The sequence below is a fragment of the Streptomyces sp. NBC_00631 genome (assembly GCF_045206895.1).
Classification (GTDB): domain Bacteria; phylum Actinomycetota; class Actinomycetes; order Streptomycetales; family Streptomycetaceae; genus Streptomyces.
The window spans coordinates 3735091-3752772 of record NZ_CP107734.1; the positions used below are offsets into that span (position 1 = coordinate 3735091).

The 17682-nt window shown below is 71.1% G+C and carries 12 protein-coding genes and 3 tRNA genes; 6 read left to right on the top strand and 9 right to left on the bottom strand.

The features are described 5' to 3' along the window. Positions 1 to 228: 228 nt before the first annotated feature. From OHB00_RS17110 to OHB00_RS17120, 3 genes are all read right to left on the bottom strand, one after another. A tRNA-Ile gene (locus tag OHB00_RS17110) sits at positions 229 to 302 on the bottom strand. 178 nt (positions 303 to 480) lie between these two features. Continuing rightward, positions 481 to 553 (bottom strand) — tRNA-Asn (locus OHB00_RS17115). A 5-nt stretch (positions 554 to 558) separates the two neighbouring features. Beyond that, positions 559 to 631, bottom strand: a tRNA-Asn gene (locus tag OHB00_RS17120). Positions 632 to 763: 132 nt separating this feature from the next. On the opposite strand from OHB00_RS17120, the gene OHB00_RS17125 reads away from it, so the two are divergent. From OHB00_RS17125 to OHB00_RS17140, 4 genes are all read left to right on the top strand, one after another. Beyond that, positions 764 to 1069: a YtxH domain-containing protein gene (locus tag OHB00_RS17125; RefSeq protein ID WP_406435763.1), complete on the top strand. Its 306-nt coding sequence runs from the start codon at positions 764 to 766 to the stop codon at positions 1067 to 1069. 149 nt (positions 1070 to 1218) lie between these two features. Next, positions 1219 to 2673, top strand: coding sequence for an FGGY-family carbohydrate kinase (locus OHB00_RS17130; RefSeq protein ID WP_406435764.1), 1455 nt, complete (start codon positions 1219 to 1221; stop codon positions 2671 to 2673). Between the two features lie 164 nt (positions 2674 to 2837). Then, on the top strand, positions 2838 to 4571 hold the full coding sequence (locus OHB00_RS17135) for an ABC transporter ATP-binding protein (RefSeq protein ID WP_406435765.1): 1734 nt from the start codon (positions 2838 to 2840) through the stop codon (positions 4569 to 4571). Further along, on the top strand, positions 4571 to 6499 hold the full coding sequence (locus tag OHB00_RS17140) for an ABC transporter ATP-binding protein (protein ID WP_406435766.1): 1929 nt from the start codon (positions 4571 to 4573) through the stop codon (positions 6497 to 6499). The genes OHB00_RS17135 and OHB00_RS17140 overlap by 1 nt, the downstream gene beginning before the upstream one ends. A gap of 187 nt (positions 6500 to 6686) precedes the next feature. Here OHB00_RS17140 and OHB00_RS17145 read toward each other — a convergent pair whose 3' ends face one another. The 5 genes from OHB00_RS17145 to OHB00_RS17165 form a co-directional block, all read right to left on the bottom strand. Then, the gene (locus tag OHB00_RS17145) at positions 6687 to 7943 is read right to left on the bottom strand and encodes an RNA polymerase sigma factor (protein WP_406435767.1); all 1257 of its coding nucleotides are present in this window, start codon (positions 7941 to 7943) and stop codon (positions 6687 to 6689) included. 104 nt (positions 7944 to 8047) lie between these two features. Then, a complete protein-coding gene (gene dnaG / locus OHB00_RS17150) occupies positions 8048 to 9961 on the bottom strand; it encodes a DNA primase (protein ID WP_406435768.1) in 1914 nt (637 codons plus the stop codon). A 148-nt stretch (positions 9962 to 10109) separates the two neighbouring features. Then, a complete protein-coding gene (locus tag OHB00_RS17155) occupies positions 10110 to 11372 on the bottom strand; it encodes an NAD(P)/FAD-dependent oxidoreductase (RefSeq protein WP_406435769.1) in 1263 nt (420 codons plus the stop codon). A gap of 148 nt (positions 11373 to 11520) precedes the next feature. Beyond that, the gene (locus tag OHB00_RS17160) at positions 11521 to 12795 is read right to left on the bottom strand and encodes a deoxyguanosinetriphosphate triphosphohydrolase (protein ID WP_406435770.1); all 1275 of its coding nucleotides are present in this window, start codon (positions 12793 to 12795) and stop codon (positions 11521 to 11523) included. A 282-nt stretch (positions 12796 to 13077) separates the two neighbouring features. Next, positions 13078 to 13812, bottom strand: a complete 735-nt coding sequence (locus tag OHB00_RS17165; RefSeq protein ID WP_406435771.1) for a sirohydrochlorin chelatase — start codon at positions 13810 to 13812, stop codon at positions 13078 to 13080. 154 nt (positions 13813 to 13966) lie between these two features. Between OHB00_RS17165 and OHB00_RS17170 the strand changes: the two genes are divergently transcribed. After that, on the top strand, positions 13967 to 14647 hold the full coding sequence (locus tag OHB00_RS17170; protein WP_406435772.1) for a vancomycin high temperature exclusion protein: 681 nt from the start codon (positions 13967 to 13969) through the stop codon (positions 14645 to 14647). 598 nt (positions 14648 to 15245) lie between these two features. Here the strand turns inward: OHB00_RS17170 and OHB00_RS17175 are convergent. Continuing rightward, the gene (locus OHB00_RS17175; RefSeq protein ID WP_406435773.1) at positions 15246 to 15680 is read right to left on the bottom strand and encodes a gamma-glutamylcyclotransferase family protein; all 435 of its coding nucleotides are present in this window, start codon (positions 15678 to 15680) and stop codon (positions 15246 to 15248) included. Positions 15681 to 15818: 138 nt separating this feature from the next. Between OHB00_RS17175 and OHB00_RS17180 the strand changes: the two genes are divergently transcribed. After that, positions 15819 to 17462 carry a M4 family metallopeptidase gene (locus OHB00_RS17180; protein WP_406435774.1) on the top strand — a complete coding sequence of 548 codons (1644 nt, stop codon included), beginning with the start codon at positions 15819 to 15821 and terminating at the stop codon, positions 17460 to 17462. Positions 17463 to 17682: the final 220 nt, after the last annotated feature.

Below are 17682 nucleotides of genomic sequence, written 5' to 3' on the forward strand. Positions count from 1 at the left end.
GTCCCGGCCCCTGTACGGCCCCTGGGTCCCGGCATCGGCCCTCAAGGCAGTCACCCAGGCCGCGAGCGACACCCTCGATCATCTCCTCACCCGCAGGTCAGGAGGGTGGAGCTCCCCCGAGCACCGCCCGACTCCGAACTCGCGAGCAGCGGATTCAGTCCGTTCAGGCGAAGTTGACGATCCAACACCCAAAAATGAACGTTTCCGCAGGTCACAGCCCTGCACAAGTGGGGCGGGTGGGACTCGAACCCACGGCCGACGGATTATGAGTCCGCTGCTCTAACCGGCTGAGCTACCGCCCCATAGCGGCGTGTCGCGTACACGTGTGCGCGCCGTCTGCCGCAGCATAGCCGCTCATACGATCTCCTGCTTCGGCTGGTCGGCGAACTGCGACGTTCACGACCTTGAGGACATCGGCGCAGGCCCGGCGGTTCCCGTGGACATGAAAAAGGACCCCACCAGGGGTCCTCGTTCAGCATGCTCCCCCGACTGGACTCGAACCAGTAACCTGCCGGTTAACAGCCGGCTGCTCTGCCAATTGAGCTACGGAGGACCGAGCTCCCCCGACTGGACTCGAACCAGTAACCTGCCGGTTAACAGCCGGCTGCTCTGCCAATTGAGCTACGGAGGAATGCCTCGTTGCATCGAACGCACCTACCTGGGTATTCGCCAGGGGGCGGGCGCTCGCTGCGACACATACATTAGCGCAAGCAGGGGGGTGCTCCGCCAATCGGTACTCCCCCACACCGGAAGGGTCGCCGTCATGCGCTACAAGCTCACGTTCGTCGTCGGGCTCGCTCTCGGTTACGTGCTCGGCACGCGGGCCGGACGAGAGCGCTACGAACAGCTGAAGAAGTCGGCCCGCCAGGTCGCCCAGAACCCGGCCGTCCGCAACACCGCCGAGACCGCCGCCCAACAGGGCCGCGTCTACGCGGGCAAGGCCATCCACACGGTGAGCGAGAAGGTCGGCGACCGCATGCCCGACTCGGTCACGGCCCGGGTGCGTTCCCTGCGCGACCGCCACCCGAACGGCGCAGCCGGGGACGACTGGGGCACCAGCGCCACGTAGGTCGACCTTTTCAACACGCCCGGCTGCAACCCCCCAGGGGCGCGGGGAACCGCGCGACCAGCCCCGACGTACCCGCACCCGGACGCGGCCCCCACCCGAACGGCGCCCGTCGGCCGAACCACAGCGCAGCGTGCGGCAGAATTTCGGGCATGGGGATAGTCGCCGGGTTGGACAGCTCACCGGATTTCACTCGCATCGTGGTCTGCGACACGGACACGGGTGCGGTGCTCCGCCAGGGATACGCACCGCACCCGGTGGACACGCCGGACGGCACGGCGCGCCCCAGTGACGTCGACCCGCAGGCCTGGCTGCTCTCCCTCGGCGAGGCCGCCGGCGGCGGGCTCCTGGAGGGTGTGCAGGCCATCGGCGTCTCCGCGCAGCAGAACGCGCTGATTCCGCTGGACGCCCAGGGCAACACCGTCCGCCCGGCGATGGTCGGCGGCGACAAGCGCACCCAGGTCGCGGCCGCCGATCTCATCGACGCGCTGGGCGGCCGGGAGGCCTGGGCGCAGGCGGTGGGGTGCGCGCCGCAGGCCGCGCAGCCGGTCACCAAGCTGCGCTGGCTGGCGAAGACCGAGCCGGAGAACGCCCGGCGCACCGCCGTACTGCTGCAGGCCCACGACTGGCTGGTGTGGCAGTTGCTCGGGCGGCCGGTCAGGCGGACCACCGACCGTGGCGGGGCCTCCGGGACCGGGTACTGGTCCGCCGCCACCGGCGCCTACCGGCCCGACCTCGTCGAACTCGCCCTGGGGCATCAGACGATGCTGCCCGAGGTGATCGGGCCGTCCGACGCGGCCGGTACGACCCCGGAGGGGCTGCTGATCTCCGCGGGGACCGGCGAGACCATGGCCGCCGCCTTCGGGCTGGGGCTCGGGTTCGGGGACGCCGTGGTGTCGCTCGGCGCCTCGGGGTCGGTGATGGCCGTGCATCCGGAGGCGCTCGCCGACACCTCCGGGATGATCACCTCGCTCGCCGACGCCACCGGCATGCACCTGCCGGTCGTCACCACCCTCAACGCCGTACGGGCCCTGCGCGGTACCGCGGAGCTGCTCGGGCTGTCCGATCTGGAGGCCCTCTCCGACCTGGCGATGAAGTCGACGCCGGGGTCGCACGGGCTGGTCATGCTGCCGTACCTGGAGGGTGAGCGGACGCCGAACCTGCCGCACACCGCCGGGACGCTGGCCGGACTGCGCCGGGAGTCGATGCGGGCCGAGCATCTGGCGCGGGCGTCCTTCGAGGGCATGCTGTGCGGGCTGGCCGACGCGCTGGACGTGCTGCGCGGCCGCGGTGTCGAGGTGCGGCGGATCTTCCTGCTGGGGCAGGCCGCCGAGCTGTCGGCCGTGCAGGCGGCCGCGCCGATGCTGTTCGGCGTGCAGGTCGTCGTACCGCAGCCGGCGGACTACGCGGCGATCGGGGCCGCGCGGCAGGCGGCCTGGGCGCTCGGGGTCTCGCAGGGGACGCTGGACCCGCGTACCCCGCCGGTGTGGCAGGGCGCGGCGGCGCAGGTGCTGGAGCCCGGGGACGAACTGGCCGTCGGGCAGGCGGTGCGGCAGCAGTTCGTCTCGGTGCGGGAGCAGACCCATCCGGGGGCGTTCCGGGCGTAACCGTCGCGAAACGCACGCCCGCGTACGCCGACCTGCGTCCGCTGTTGGGTTAATCGGTTGAGGTAACGCGGGTGGAGTGTCGGACGATAGGGGCCTAGGGCAAGCGACCCGCTCGTCCGGGCAGACGCGACCCCGCCCCCACCGCCGACTCCGAGAGACGTAGCGTGCTCATACGACTTCTGCGGACCTATCTCAGGCCCTACAAGAAACCCATCTCCCTCCTGGTGCTGCTGCAGTTCCTGCAGACCTGCGCCACTCTCTACCTGCCCACGCTCAACGCGCACATCATCGACAACGGCGTCGTGAAGGGTGACACGGATTACATCCTGTCCCTGGGTGGCCTGATGATCGGCATCTCGCTGGCCCAGGTGGCGTGCAACATCGGTGCGGTGTACTACGGCGCCCGGACCGCTTCGGCGCTCGGCCGGGACGTGCGGGCCGCGGTCTTCGACCGGGTGCAGTCCTTCTCCTCGCGTGAGGTAGGTCACTTCGGGGCGCCCTCGCTCATCACCCGTACGACCAACGACGTACAGCAGGTCCAGATGCTGGTCCTGATGACGTTCACGCTGATGGTGTCGGCGCCCATCATGTGTGTCGGCGGCATCGTGCTCGCCCTCGGCCTGGACGTTCCGCTGTCCGGGGTGCTGGTCGCCGTCGTACCCGTGCTCGGCATCTCGGTGACGCTGATCGTGCGCCGGCTGCGCCCGCTGTTCCGCTCCATGCAGGTGCGGCTCGACACGGTGAACCGGGTGCTGCGCGAGCAGATCACCGGCAACCGGGTGATCCGCGCGTTCGTGCGCGACGAGTACGAACAGGGCCGGTTCGGGAAGGCCAACAAGGACCTGACCGAGATGCAGCTGGCCACCGGTAACATGCTCGCGCTGATGTTCCCGATCGTCATGACGACGGTGAACGTGTCCTCGATCGCGGTGGTGTGGTTCGGCGCGCACCGCATCGACAGCGGCCAGATGGCGATCGGTGACCTGACCGCGTTCCTCGCCTACCTGATGCAGATCGTGATGTCCGTGATGATGGCCACCTTCATGTTCATGATGGTGCCGCGCGCGGAGGTCTGCGCCGAGCGCATCGAGGAGGTGCTGGACACCGAGTCGAGCGTCGTCCCGCCGCTCGCGCCGGTCACCGAACTGCGCCGCCACGGCCACCTGGAGATCCGGGCCGCGGGGTTCTGCTACCCGGGCGCCGAGGAGCCGGTGCTCAAGGCCGTCGACCTGGTGGCCCGGCCCGGCGAGGTGACCGCCGTGATCGGCTCCACCGGCAGCGGCAAGTCCACCCTGCTCGGCCTGGTCGCGCGCCTCTTCGACGCCACGGACGGCTCTGTCCTCGTGGACGGGGAGGACGTCTCCGGGCTCGACCCGAAGCTGCTCGCCAGGACCGTCGGTCTGGTCCCGCAGAAGCCGTACCTGTTCGCGGGAACCGTGGCGACCAACCTGCGCTACGGCAACCCGGACGCCACCGACGAGGAGCTCTGGCACGCGCTGGAGGTCGCGCAGGCCAAGGGCTTCGTCGACAATCTGGAGGGCGGCCTGAACGCGCCCATCGCCCAGGGCGGAACGAACGTCTCCGGCGGCCAGCGCCAGCGCCTCGCCATCGCCCGTACGCTCGTGCAGCGCCCGGAGATCTACCTCTTCGACGACTCCTTCTCCGCCCTCGACTACGCGACCGACGCCGCCCTGCGCGCCGCGCTCGCCCAGGAGACGGCCGAGTCGACCGTCGTCATCGTCGCCCAGCGGGTGGCGACCATCAGGGACGCCGACCGGATCGTCGTCCTCGACGAGGGACGGGTCGTCGGCACCGGCCGCCACCACGAACTCATGGCCGGCAACGACACCTACCGGGAGATCGTGCTCTCCCAGCTGACGGAAGCGGAGGCTGCCTGATGGCCGGGCCCATGGGACGCATGATGGCCGGGGGCGGCCCCGACCAGCGCTCGATGGACTTCAAGAACTCGGGCAAACGGCTGGTCGCCCGGTTCAAACCCGAACGGTTCACGATCTACGTGCTGCTGGTCTGCGTGGTCGCGAGCGTCACCCTCAACGTGATCGGCCCCAAGATCCTCGGCAAGGCCACCGACCTGGTCTTCGCCGGTGTCATCGGCAAGCAGATGCCCGCCGGGGCCACCAAGGACCAGGTGCTGGCGGGCATGCGCGAGCGCGGCCAGGGGACCGTCGCCGACATGCTCAAGAGCACCGACTTCACCCCGGGCAAGGGCATCGACTTCGGCCAGGTCGGCGACGTCCTGCTCTTCGCGCTCTGTACGTACGTCGTCGCGGGCCTGCTGATGGCGGTGGCGACCCGGCTCGTCAACCGGTCCGTCAACCGCACGATGTACCGGCTGCGCGAGGACGTCCAGACGAAGCTGTCCCGGCTCCCGCTGTCCTACTTCGACAAGCGCCAGCGCGGCGAGGTGCTCTCGCGCGCCACCAACGACATCGACAACATCGGCCAGACCCTCCAGCAGTCGATGGGCCAGCTCATCAACTCGCTGCTCACCATCATCGGTGTGCTCGCGGTGATGTTCTGGGTGTCCTGGCTGCTGGCCCTGGTCGCGCTGGCGACCGTGCCGCTGTCCTTCCTGGTCGCCACCCGCATCGGCAAGCGCTCCCAGCCGCACTTCGTGCAGCAGTGGCGCTCCACCGGCAAGCTGAACGCCCACGTCGAGGAGATGTACACCGGGCACACCCTGGTGAAGGTGTTCGGCCGTCAGGACGAGTCCGCGCAGCAGTTCGCCGAGCAGAACGAGGCGCTGTACGAGGCCGGGTTCAAGGCGCAGTTCAACAGCGGTGTGATGCAGCCCCTGATGATGTTCGTGTCGAACCTGAACTACGTGCTGGTGGCCGTCGTCGGCGGTCTGCGGGTCGCGTCGGGCGCGCTGTCCATCGGTGACGTGCAGGCATTCATCCAGTACTCCCGGCAGTTCTCGATGCCGCTGACCCAGGTCGCCTCCATGGCCAACCTGGTGCAGTCCGGGGTCGCGTCGGCGGAGCGGATCTTCGAGCTCCTGGACGCGGAGGAGCAGGAGGCCGACCCGGTGCCGGGCGAGCGTCCCGCCGAACTGCGCGGGCGGGTGGCGCTGGAGCACGTCTCCTTCCGTTACGACCCGGAGAAGCCGCTCATCGAGGACCTGTCCCTGACGGTCGACCCCGGGCACACGGTCGCGATCGTCGGCCCGACGGGCGCCGGCAAGACCACGCTGGTGAACCTCCTCATGCGGTTCTACGACGTCTCCGGCGGCCGGATCACCCTCGACGGCGTCGACATCACCCGCATGTCCCGGGACGAACTCCGCGCCGGGATCGGCATGGTGCTCCAGGACACCTGGCTGTTCGGCGGCTCCATCGCGGAGAACATCGCGTACGGCTCCGCGCGCGAGGTCACCCGGGGCGAGATCGAGGAGGCGGCGCGGGCGGCCCACGCCGACCGGTTCATCCGGACCCTGCCGGACGGCTACGACACCGTCATCGACGACGAGGGCACGGGCGTCAGCGCGGGCGAGAAGCAGCTCATCACCATCGCGCGGGCGTTCCTGTCCGACCCGACGATCCTCGTCCTCGACGAGGCGACGTCGTCGGTCGACACCCGTACGGAGGTGCTGATCCAGAAGGCGATGGCCAAACTGGCGGACGGCCGCACGTCGTTCGTGATCGCGCACCGGCTGTCGACGATCCGGGACGCGGACACCATCCTGGTGATGGAGAACGGGTCCATCGTGGAGCAGGGCGCGCATGCCGAGCTCTTGGCGGCGGACGGTGCCTATGCACGGCTCTACAAGGCGCAGTTCGCGCAGGCGGTGGCCGAGGTGGACTGAGTCCGGCACCGGCCGCTGGGGCTGGGCACGGGTGGGGACGCTTACCGGCGCTTGCCGGGTGCCGCCGCGCCCACCCGTGCCGCCCCGGGCGGCACGCATGCCCGCGGCCGGGAAGCTGGCGCGAGCTGAGCGCCCTTCAGGGGCGCGGGGAACTGCGCGACCAGCCCCCACGCACCCGCATCCGGCGTCAGTCCAGATAACCCCGAAGCTGATCCGCGAAGGCATGGTCCCGCAGCTTGTTCAGAGTCTTCGACTCGATCTGCCGGATCCGCTCCCGCGTCACCCCGAAGATCCGCCCTATCTCCTCCAGCGTCCGAGGCCGCCCGTCGGCCAGCCCGTACCGGAGTTGGACGACCTTCCGCTCCCGCTCCCCGAGCGTCGACAGCACCGCCTCAAGGTGTTCCCGCAGCAGCAGGAACGCGGCCGACTCGACCGGACTCGCCGCGTCGCCGTCCTCGATGAGGTCGCCGAGGGCGACGTCGTCCTCCTCGCCCACCGGGGCGTGCAGGGACACCGGCTCCTGCGCCAGCCTCAGCACCTCGCCCACCCGCTCCGGCGCCAGATCCAGGTGCGCGGCCACCTCGTCGGGCGTCGGCTCGTAGCCCCGCTCCTGGAGCATCCGGCGCTGGACCCGGACGACCCGGTTGATCAGCTCCACCACGTGCACGGGGACGCGGATGGTGCGGGCCTGGTCGGCGAGGGCCCGGGACATGGCCTGGCGGATCCACCAGGTCGCGTACGTGGAGAACTTGTAGCCGCGGGCGTAGTCGAACTTCTCGACGGCCCGGATCAGGCCGAGGTTTCCCTCCTGGACCAGGTCGAGCATGGTCAGGCCGCGGCCCACGTACCGCTTCGCGACCGACACCACCAGCCGCAGGTTCGCCTCGATGAGGCGGCGCTTGGCCATGCGGCCCATGACGACCAGCCGGTCCAGGTCCAGCGCCAGCTGGCTGTCCAGGTCGGGGGTGCTGCCCAGCTTCTCCTCGGCGAACAGGCCGGCCTCGACGCGGCGGGCGAGTTCGACCTCCTCGACGGCGGTGAGCAGCGGGATACGGCCGATCTCGCGCAGGTACTGGCGGAACAGGTCCGAGGAGGGGCTGCCGGTGTCGGCGCGGGCGGCTGCGGGCGGCTCGGCGGGCTCGGGCTCGGTGTCGGGGGCGTCGGCCGCGAGCTCCTCCGGGGGCGGGCCCTCCGGCTCGGTCTCGGGGTGCAGCACGGCCCGGCTCTGCGGCGGCACGCCGGCATAGCTGCTGTCTGTCTGGGTCAGGGTCTGGGTCTGCACGGGGGCGACCTCCAGGATGATCGCTGCCAGAGGGTACGGCAGCGGTACTTCGGGGGCGGAGACGACGGCCTCGCCGCTGTCCGTCCCGTACGCGATGAGTGGAACGGCGGGGGTGTGGGACCCGTCCGGGACGGGCCGGCCGCGCTCCGAGGACTCAGGCACCGCCCCCCAGTGTGGGGTAAGACACATCGCCGCCACGAGGGGCGTGCGGTGACTTTTTGCGTCCGGTCCGTGACCGCGCGGTTATCGTGCCGGCCGGCCGGGGTTCAGAGGGCCGCCGCGCCGCGCTCGCGCAGCGCCTGCCCGTACTGCTGGAGCACCCACAACTCGTTCTGCACTGATGCGAGTTGGGCCGGGTCGCCGCCGCTGCCGAGGCGGGTGAGGGTGATCTGGATCTCGTGGATACGGCGGTCGACGGCCCGGCGGCGGACGGTCACGAGTTGCTCGCCGGCGTAGTTCTCGTCGACCGTGCGGCGCATGATCGCCTCGACGGCGAGCTCCGTGACCATCGCGCGGACGGAGTCGTCGGGCGCCGCCTCGCGGACCCGGACCAGGTATTCCTGGGGGTCCTGGACGCCGTACTCGGCGCCGCCCGCCTCCATGATGGTCCGGCGGACGGCCGCGTACTGCTCGGCGGTGAACTCGTCGATGCCGTACGCGTCGAAGGCCGGGGAGACCAGCTCGGGGCGCTGGAGGGCGAGTTTCAGCAGCTCGCGCTCGGTGGCGAAGACGGCGTTGCGCAGGTTGAGGGCGGGACCGGAGACGGCCGGGCGCGAGGCCGCGGTGTCGTACGACGGCTGCTGCGGGCCGCGCCCCGGGCCGGCCCCTCTGCCGCCGCCGCCCTTCTCCCGCGCCCAACGGGCCAGCTGGGCCACCCGCTTCACCACGAACTGGGTGTCGAGAATGCCGAGCATGCCGGCCAGTTCGACGGCGACCTCGTGCTGGGCGCCGCTGTTCTTGATCCGGGCGACGATCGGCGCCGCCTCGTCGAGGGCGGCCGCTCGGCCTGCCGGGGTGTCCAGGTCGTAGCGGGCGACGATCTGGCGGAGCGCGAACTCGAAGAGCGGGGTGCGCGGTTCGACCAGGTCGGCGACCGCCTCGTCGCCCTTGGCCAGCCGCAGCTCGCAGGGGTCCATGCCGTCCGGGGCGATGGCGATGTACGTCTCGGCGGCGAACTTCTGGTCGTCCTCGAAGGCGCGCAGGGCCGCCTTCTGCCCGGCCGCGTCACCGTCGAAGGTGAAGATCACGCGGGCCGAGCCGTTGTCCATCAGCAGCCGCCGCAGGATCTTGATGTGCTCGCCGCCGAAGGCCGTACCGCAGGTGGCGATCGCGGTCGTCACCCCGGCCAGGTGGCAGGCCATGACGTCCGTGTAGCCCTCGACCACGACCGCGCGGCTGACCTTCGCGATGTGCTGCTTGGCGAGGTCGATGCCGTACAGGACCTGGGACTTCTTGTAGATCGCGGTGTCGGGCGTGTTGAGGTACTTGGGCCCGTTGTCCGTCTCGTACAGCTTGCGGGCGCCGAAGCCGACGACCTCGCCGCCGATGTCCCGGATCGGCCACATGAGGCGGCCCCGGAACCGGTCGATGGGCCCGCGCCTGCCCTCCTGCGAGAGCCCGGAGAGCAGCAGCTCCTTGTCGGTGAAGCCCTGCCCGCGCAGGTAGCGGGTGAGATGGTCCCAGCCCTGGGGGCTGTAGCCGACGCCGAAGTGGACGGCGGCCGCCTGGTCGAAGCCGCGCTCGGCGAGGAAGACCCGGCCGGTCTCGGCCTCGGGGCTGGTGGCGAGCTGCTCCGCGTACCAGACGGCGGCGACCTTGTGCGCCTCGACCAGCCGGATCCGCTCACCGCGCTGGTGGGACGGGTTGTACCCGCCCTCCTCGTAGCGCAGGGTGATGCCGGCGCGGGCGGCCAGCCGCTCGACCGCCTCCGAGAAGGAGAGGTGGTCGACCTTCATCACGAAGGTGAGGGTGTCGCCGCCCTCCTGGCAGCCGAAGCAGTGGAAGAGTCCCTTGCTCGGGCTGACCTGGAAGGACGGCGACTTCTCGTCATGGAACGGGCACAGGCCCTTCAGGTTCCCGCCGCCCGCGTTGCGCAACTGGAGATACTCGGACACGACGGCGTCGATCGGGACCGCGTCCCGTACCGCCTTCACATCCTCGTCATTGATCCGTCCAGCCACGGGTGAATTCTACGGGGGTGCTGTGACAACTCCGGCGAGCCGGAGCGCCCCTCCAGGGGCGCGGGACTGTGTCCGATATGCGGCTCCGCCGCGTGAGCGCGACGTCACACACGACCGGCACCCGCGCACCCACCGACAGCGGAGCCCCCTAGGCGAGCGAATCCAACGCCACATGGGGGTCGGCCAGCGCGTCGAGATCCACCGGCGCCCCGGTGCGGATCAGCCGCTGGATCGGCTCTGTGACATCCCACACGTTCACGTTCATCCCGGCCAGCACCCGCCCCTCCTTCACCCAGAACGCGATGAACTCCCGCTTCCCCGCGTCCCCCCGGATCACCACCTGGTCGTACGACCCCGGCGGCGCCCACCCGCTGTACTCCATGCCCAGGTCGTACTGGTCGGTGAAGAAGTACGGCACCCGGTCGTAGGCGGCGTCCTGCCCCAGCATCGAGCGGGCCGCCGCCGGGCCGCCGTTCAGCGCGTTGGCCCAGTGCTCCACGCGGAGCCTCGTGTCGAACAGCGCGTGCGGGAAGGCCGCGACGTCGCCGGCCGCGTAGATGTCCGGGTCGGACGTCCGCAGCCGTTCGTCGACCATGATGCCGCCGCCCTGCGCCCGGTCGGCCAGCTCCAGCCCGGCCGCCTCGGCCAGCCCGATCCGCGGCGCCGCGCCGATCGCCGCGAGCACGTCGTGCGCCGGGTGCTCCTCGCCGTCGTCGGTGCGCGCGGCGAGCACCATGCCGTCCTGGCCGACGATCTCGGTGAGCCGCACCCCGAAGCGGAACCGCACCCCGTGCTCCTCGTGCAGCTGGGCGAAGACGTTGCCGAGTTCGGGCCCGAGCACGCTGTGCAGCGGGGTCGACCCGTGCTCGATGACGGTCACCTCGGCGCCGTACGTCCGCGCCGCCGCCGCGACCTCCAGGCCGATCCAGCCGGCGCCGGCGATGACGAGGTGCCCGTTGTCCCGGCCGAGCGCGGCCAGGACGCCCTTGAGACGCTCGGCGTGCGCGAGGCGGCGCAGGTGGTGGACGCCGGCCAGCTCGGTGCCGGGGATGTCGAGGCGGCGGGGCTCGGCTCCGGTGGCGAGCAGCAGCTTGTCGTAGCGCACCAGCGTGCCGTCGTCACCGAACCGTACGGTCTTCGCGGCGCGGTCGACGCGGTCCACGGTCTGGCCGAGGTGCAGTTCGATGTCGTGCTGCGCGTACCAGGCGGGCTCGTGCACGAAGACGCTGTCGCGTTCCGCCTTGCCGAGCAGGTATCCCTTGGAGAGCGGCGGCCGCTCGTAGGGGTGGTCGCGCTCGTCGCAGATCAGTATCACCCGGCCGCTGAAGCCCTCGGCTCGGAGCGTCTCGGCCGCCTTGGCGCCGGCGAGTCCGCCTCCGACGATGACGAATGTCTGGTCCGCGTCGACCACTTGATGCCTCCTCGTAAGGGTGCCGCCACATATGCCGCCCACATGCGCCGCACTGTGAGCCTCCCGCACGCAGCGTGATGCGGGAAGAGGGAGTGACCCCCACTGACGCGATCATGACCCGATCAGGCCACACAGAGTCACAAAGTGTTCACATACGTCCCGTCAGCCGCGCATGCAATGATCGCGCAGACGCGTCGGTGAGCGACGCGATCTGATCGACGATCACCCGCTTACGGGCGTGGTCGTCACCGGCCGTGTCGAACAGCACCCGGAACTGCGGGTCGAGTCCGCCGGGCGCCCGGGCGGTGAGCGCCTCGGCGAGTTCGGCGACGACGACGCGCTGGTCGGCCCGGAGCCGCTCCTGCTCGGCGCGCTGCATGACGTACCGGTGGGCGATCGCCTTGAGCACCGCGCACTCCATCCGGGCCTCGCGCGGTACGACCAGTTCGGCGCCGTAGCGGGTGAGCCGGCCGGCGCCGTACGCCTCGCGGGTGGCGCCCTCCGCGGCCAGACAGAACCGGCCGATGAGCTGGCTGGTGGCGTCCTTGAGGCGGGCCTGGGCCACCGCGGTGCCGTCGTAGCCGTGCGGCCACCACTCCTCGTCCTGGAGCCGGTCGAGGGCGGCGGCGAGTTCGGCGGGGTCGGTGCCGGCCGGCACGTACAGCCCGACGGCGACGGCGTACACCTCCCGGCGTTCCGGCTCCGCGTGCAGGCAGTCGGGGTCGATGTGACCGGCGTGCAGGCCGTCCTCGACGTCGTGCACGGAGTAGGCGACGTCGTCCGACCAGTCCATGACCTGGGCCTCGAAGCAGGTGCGGGTGGCGGGGGCCTCCTTGCGGACCCAGTCGAAGACCGGCCGGTCGTCCTCGTACACACCGAACTTGGGCGAGGCCGGGTCGGTGGGGTGCGCGCCGCGCGGCCACGGGTACTTGGTGGCGGCGTCGAGGGCGGCACGGGTGAGGTTGAGACCGACGGAGCCCTCGGGGGTGAACCGCTTGGGCTCGATGCGGGTGAGGAGCCTGAGGGACTGTGCGTTGCCCTCGAAACCGCCGCAGTCGTCCGCGAACTCGTTCAGCGCCTGCTCGCCGTTGTGGCCGAAGGGCGGGTGACCGAGGTCGTGGGAGAGGCAGGCGGCCTCCACGAGGTCGGGGTCGCAGCCGAGGGCCGCGCCCAGCTCCCGGCCGACCTGGGCGCATTCGAGGGAGTGGGTGAGGCGGGTGCGGGGGCTGGCGTCCCATGCCTGGCCGGGGGTGCCGGGGGTGACGACCTGGGTCTTGCCGGCGAGCCTTCTGAGGGCGGCGGAGTGCAGGACGCGGGCGCGGTCGCGCTGGAAGGCGGTGCGGCCGGGGCGTTTGTCGGGTTCGGGGGCCCAGCGGTCGGCTGACGCCTGGTCATAGGCCGAAGAGGGTGCGGGGACTGCCATGGTTCGACAGTACGGGGCGGTAGTGACAAATGGGTGTTTGGTGCGCCTGCTGATCTGCCGGGTCGGGGTGCGGGTGCGGGTGCGTGGGGGCCTGTCGCGCCCACGCGGCGGTAGCCGCAGATCAAACACAGCCCCGCGCCCCTTTCAGGTCGGCCCAGTGGACCCACCTTCTTGGGGCGCAGTTCCCCGCGTCCCTTTCAGGTCGGCGCAGTGGACCCACCTTCTTGGGGGCGCGGGGAACTGCGCGGCCGGCCCCACGCACCCGCAGCGATCCACGCGCCCCTAGGCGGCCGCAGTCACCGGCGTTCCCAGTGCTTGCTCGTACCGGTGGATGACCAGGTCGGCCATCGCGTCGTGGGCTCCCAGGGGGGCCGAGGCGATCCACGGGGCGTGTGCCGCGCACTCCGTCGCGAAGCGGCCCGGGGCCGTGAAGTAGGAGGCGATGGCGATGTGGCGGCGGCCCCTCGCCCGCAGGGCGGTGATCGCCTGCGGGACCGTCGGGGTCGCCGCCGAGGCGTAGGCCGCAAGGACCGGGACGCCGAGGCGGGCGGCGAGGAGGTCGGCCATGTGGCTGGTGTCGGCCCGGGCGTCGGGGTCGCGGGAGCCGGCCGCCGCCAGGACCACGGCGCTCGCGGGCCGGGGGCGCCAGCCCGCCTCCAGCAGCCGGGCCTGCAGGGTGTCGGCCAGGAGGGGGTGCGGGCCCAGTGGGGCGGCGACGCGGGTGCGGGCGCCGGCGGCGGCCGCCATCTGCGGGATGTCCTGCTTGACGTGGTAGCCGCGGCTGAGCAGGAGGGGGACGAGGACGGCCTCGGCGTTCCCGAGGGCGGCGAGGGTGTCCGGGAGCAGCGGCTCGTTCAGCTCGATGTGACCGACGTGCACGGGCAGGCCGGGGCGCAGCGCGCGCACCCGGTCCATGAGCGCCCGCACGGTGCTGAGCGCGCGCGGGTCGCGGCTGCCGTGGGCCACCAGGACCAGGGCGGGCGGGCCGGGGCGCGGGGAGAGGTCGGTCACCGTCATGCAAAGATCCTCGCCGGGCGAGGTTGCATGCCCGTTGCCTGACCGTCACGAGTGTTTTCCGGCGCTTCACGGCACGAACCCGCACGCTGTGAGCGAACCGGATCGTCCCGCGGTGCGTCCTCCATGGTCGAAGCCCACAGGGGGGAACAAGCGTATGAGGATCCGCCGACCGCGGCTGCCGCGGACCCGCACCGGCCGGCGGCGCCTGGTGCAGGGCGTGATGGCCGGATGCGTGCTGGCGCTGCTGCCGGCCACCTGGCTGTACGTCTCGACGGCCGGCCGGCTGCGCACCCTGGCGGACGTGCCGCGCACCGACGTCGCGGTCGTCTTCGGCGCGGGCCTGTGGGACGGCGAGCCGTCGCCGTACCTCGCGAACCGCCTGAACGCGGCGGCGACGCTGTACAAGGAGGGCCGTATCAAGGTGGTCCTCGTCACCGGCGACAACAGCCGCAAGGACTACGACGAGCCGGACGCCATGCGCACCTACCTGACCGGGCACGGCGTCCCCGCCCGGCGCATCGTCAGCGACTACGCCGGCTTCGACACCTGGGACTCCTGCGTCCGCGCGAAGAAGATCTTCGGCGTGGACCGGGCCGTGCTGATCAGCCAGGGGTTCCACATCCGGCGGGCGGTGGCGCTGTGCGAGGCGGCGGGCGTGACGTCGTACGGGGTCGGGGTCGACGCCAAGCACGACGCGACCTGGTACTACGGGGGCACCCGGGAGGTCTTCGCGGCGGGCAAGGCGGCCCTCGACGTGCTCTTCGAGCCGAACCCCCGGTTCCTGGGGAAGAAGGAACCAGGGGTGGCCAAGGCCCTGGCGGCGGCGCCGCGTTAGGGCGTGGTGCCGGTGTCCTCACCGGGTGGCCGCGACCGTGCCCGCCGTCCGTTCCCCGGTGCGACGCAGCGGGGCCCGGGTGCCGGGTGCCCCGGCCCGGTCAGGGCGGGGTCTGGCGCCGTGCGGGGGGTGCCTTGTCTGCGGGGCGACGGCGGTGGCGGACGACGACTCTAGTCGGGCCTTTCGAAGTCTCAACGGGGTGGGACCGGCCAACAGGGGTGGGGAACGAGCCACCCGCGGAGGGTGCTGTGCCACTCGGGCCGCGGCAGACCACGGCAGACCAGGCACCCGTCAGCGCCGCGGGGCCCGGTGCCGGCGGGCAGCGGGCCGGCATCGGTTCTCACGATGGCCGGCACATCGCGGGGAGTTGACCGTTTCGGCCGTGCAACACGGGTCCGTCAGGGGACGTAACACAACGGAAGCACGCTGGGCGACGTGGAGACCGCCTCGGCGTCCGCCCACCCCCGTACCGCGTCCCGCGGTTCGGGATGGCTCTGTCGCCCCTGCCCGCCGGGAGGGCGCCGAGGTCTCCGGCCGGCCCGGCGAGCCGGTGCGCGCGTACGACGGTGCGCGGGTACGCCGCTGCGCTTCCCCCCGGTCAGCCGTGGGCCCGCCAGTCGCCGCCGGCGATGCGCCGCCCGTCGAGGCGCAGCTTCTCGGCCACGGCGGGCCCGGCGACGTACACCCAGGCCCGGACGGCCGCCCCGTCCCGCAGCCGTACGACGTCCCGCGCGACGCGTACGTACAGGCTCGCCGGGTCCTCGGACACGCACTCCTCCAGCTCGTCGAGTTCCAGGAGGAGCCGGTCGTACGACTCGGGGCGCGCGGTGACGAGTTCGCCGCGCACCGCCGCCGCCCCGGGCTCCTCGACGGCGTAGGGATAGCCGGGCCCGTCGTAGAGCACCGCGCCGTCGAGGCGGCCGGGTTCCTCGGTCTCCGTCCGCCCCCGCAGGTACACGTCGTGGTTGACCTCGCCCGGGCGGAGCGTGCCGTAGACGAAGAACGGGAGGTGGTGGGGGTTCCGGGCGGTCACAGGAAGGATTCTGCACCCCCGCCACTTCCCCACACATCTCCATGGAGGCGCTATGGACATGACTTGTCATGGCCTCTTAAATCTCTGTCGTCATCAGCGCCACCCCCACGCCTTCGAGGCGCACCTCCAAGGAGACCGATGAGCCGGACACGGAACACCCGAGCCTCCCGTCTCGCCACGGCCGGCGTCGCCGCCACCACCGCGACCCTGCTGGCCGCCGCGCTCTCCCCCGCCGCCCACGCCGACCCGAGACCCACCAGGGCCACCGCGATCGAGAACGCGGCGCAGGCACTCGTCCAGCACGCCACCGCCCTGGGCCTCACGTCCGCCGAGGGCACCTCGGTCCGTGACGTGATCGTCGACAGGAACGGCACCCAGCACGTCCGTTACGACCGTACGTACCGCGAACTCCCGGTCCTGGGCGGTGACTTCGTCGTCCACCTCAAGTCGGACGGCGCCTACCGCAGCGCCGACCGGGCGACCCGGAGCAGGATATCCCTCGCCTCGATCGTCCCGAACGTCTCCGCCCCGAAGGCCGCCGACCTCGCGGTGAACGCGCTGCGGGCGGCCAACCTCGGCGACGCGCTGAAGCAGGTGAAGGCCAAGCCGGAGCTGGTCGTCGACGCCCTGCACGGCACCCCGAAGCTGGCCTGGCGCACCAACGCGGTCGGCAAGGACTCGCTCGGCAACCCGGTCGCGCGCACCGTGCTGACGGACGCCCGCAGCGGCGCCCAGATCGACGCCTGGGACAGCATCGAGACGGCGACCGGCGACGGTAAGTCGCTGTACAGCGGCACGGTTCCGCTGGAGACGACGCAGTCCGGTTCGACGTACAACCTCACGGACCCGACACGCGGCAACACCTACACCGGGGACGCGGCCAACAAGACCGACCTGTGCATCTTCGGCATCTGCATCAGCCGGGCGCCTTCGACGGTGTTCACGGACGCCGACAACCACTGGGGCACGGGCGCCACTTCGGACCGCTCCTCGGCGGCCGTCGACGCCCAGTACGGCACCAACGAGACCTGGGACTACTACAAGAACGTCCACGGCCGCAACGGCATCGCCGGCGACGGCAAGGGCTCGTACAACCGCGTCCACTACGGCAACAGCTACAACAACGCCTTCTGGGACGACAGTTGCTTCTGCATGACGTACGGCGACGGTGACGGGACGACCTTCGGCCCGCTGGTGGCGCTGGACGTGGCGGGCCACGAGATGACGCACGGCGTCACCAGCAAGACGGCGGCGCTGACGTACTCGGGCGAGTCCGGCGGCCTGAACGAGGCGACCTCGGACATCCTCGGCACGCTGGTGGAGTGGTACGCGAACAACTCGTCCGACCCGGGCGACTACCTGATCGGCGAGAAGATCGTCCGCTCGGGCTTCGGCAAGACGGCACTGCGGTACATGGACCAGCCGTCGAAGGACGGGAGTTCGGCGGACTACTGGAGTTCGTCGGTGGGCAATCTCGACGTCCACTACTCCTCCGGCGTCGCGAACCACTTCGCATACCTCCTGGCGGAGGGCAGCGGCGCGAAGACCATCAACGGCGTGAGCTACAACTCCCCGACGTACAACGGCTCGACGGTCACCGGTATCGGCCGCGACAAGCTCGGCGCGATCTGGTACCGCGCGCTGACCGTCTACATGACGTCCTCGACGAACTACGCGGGCGCCCGCACGGCGACCCTCAACGCGGCGAAGGACCTGTACGGCGCGGGCAGCACGGAGTACAACGCGGTGGCGGCGGCCTGGAGCGCGGTGAACGTGAACTGAGCGGCGGCACTTCAGGAGCATGACCACGGCCGCCCCGGATCCCCGGCGTCCCGGTGTCCCGGTGAACAAACCGGGGCGGCCGTAACCCATCCCGAACAATGGTGAATACGGTGAATACGCGGAATTCAAGGAACAGGCGGGGACAGCCGGGGCATTCATCCGGCACCCTGAGCAGATTCCATGGCCGATATGTGTGATTTCCGTGACGGTTTGCCGAATT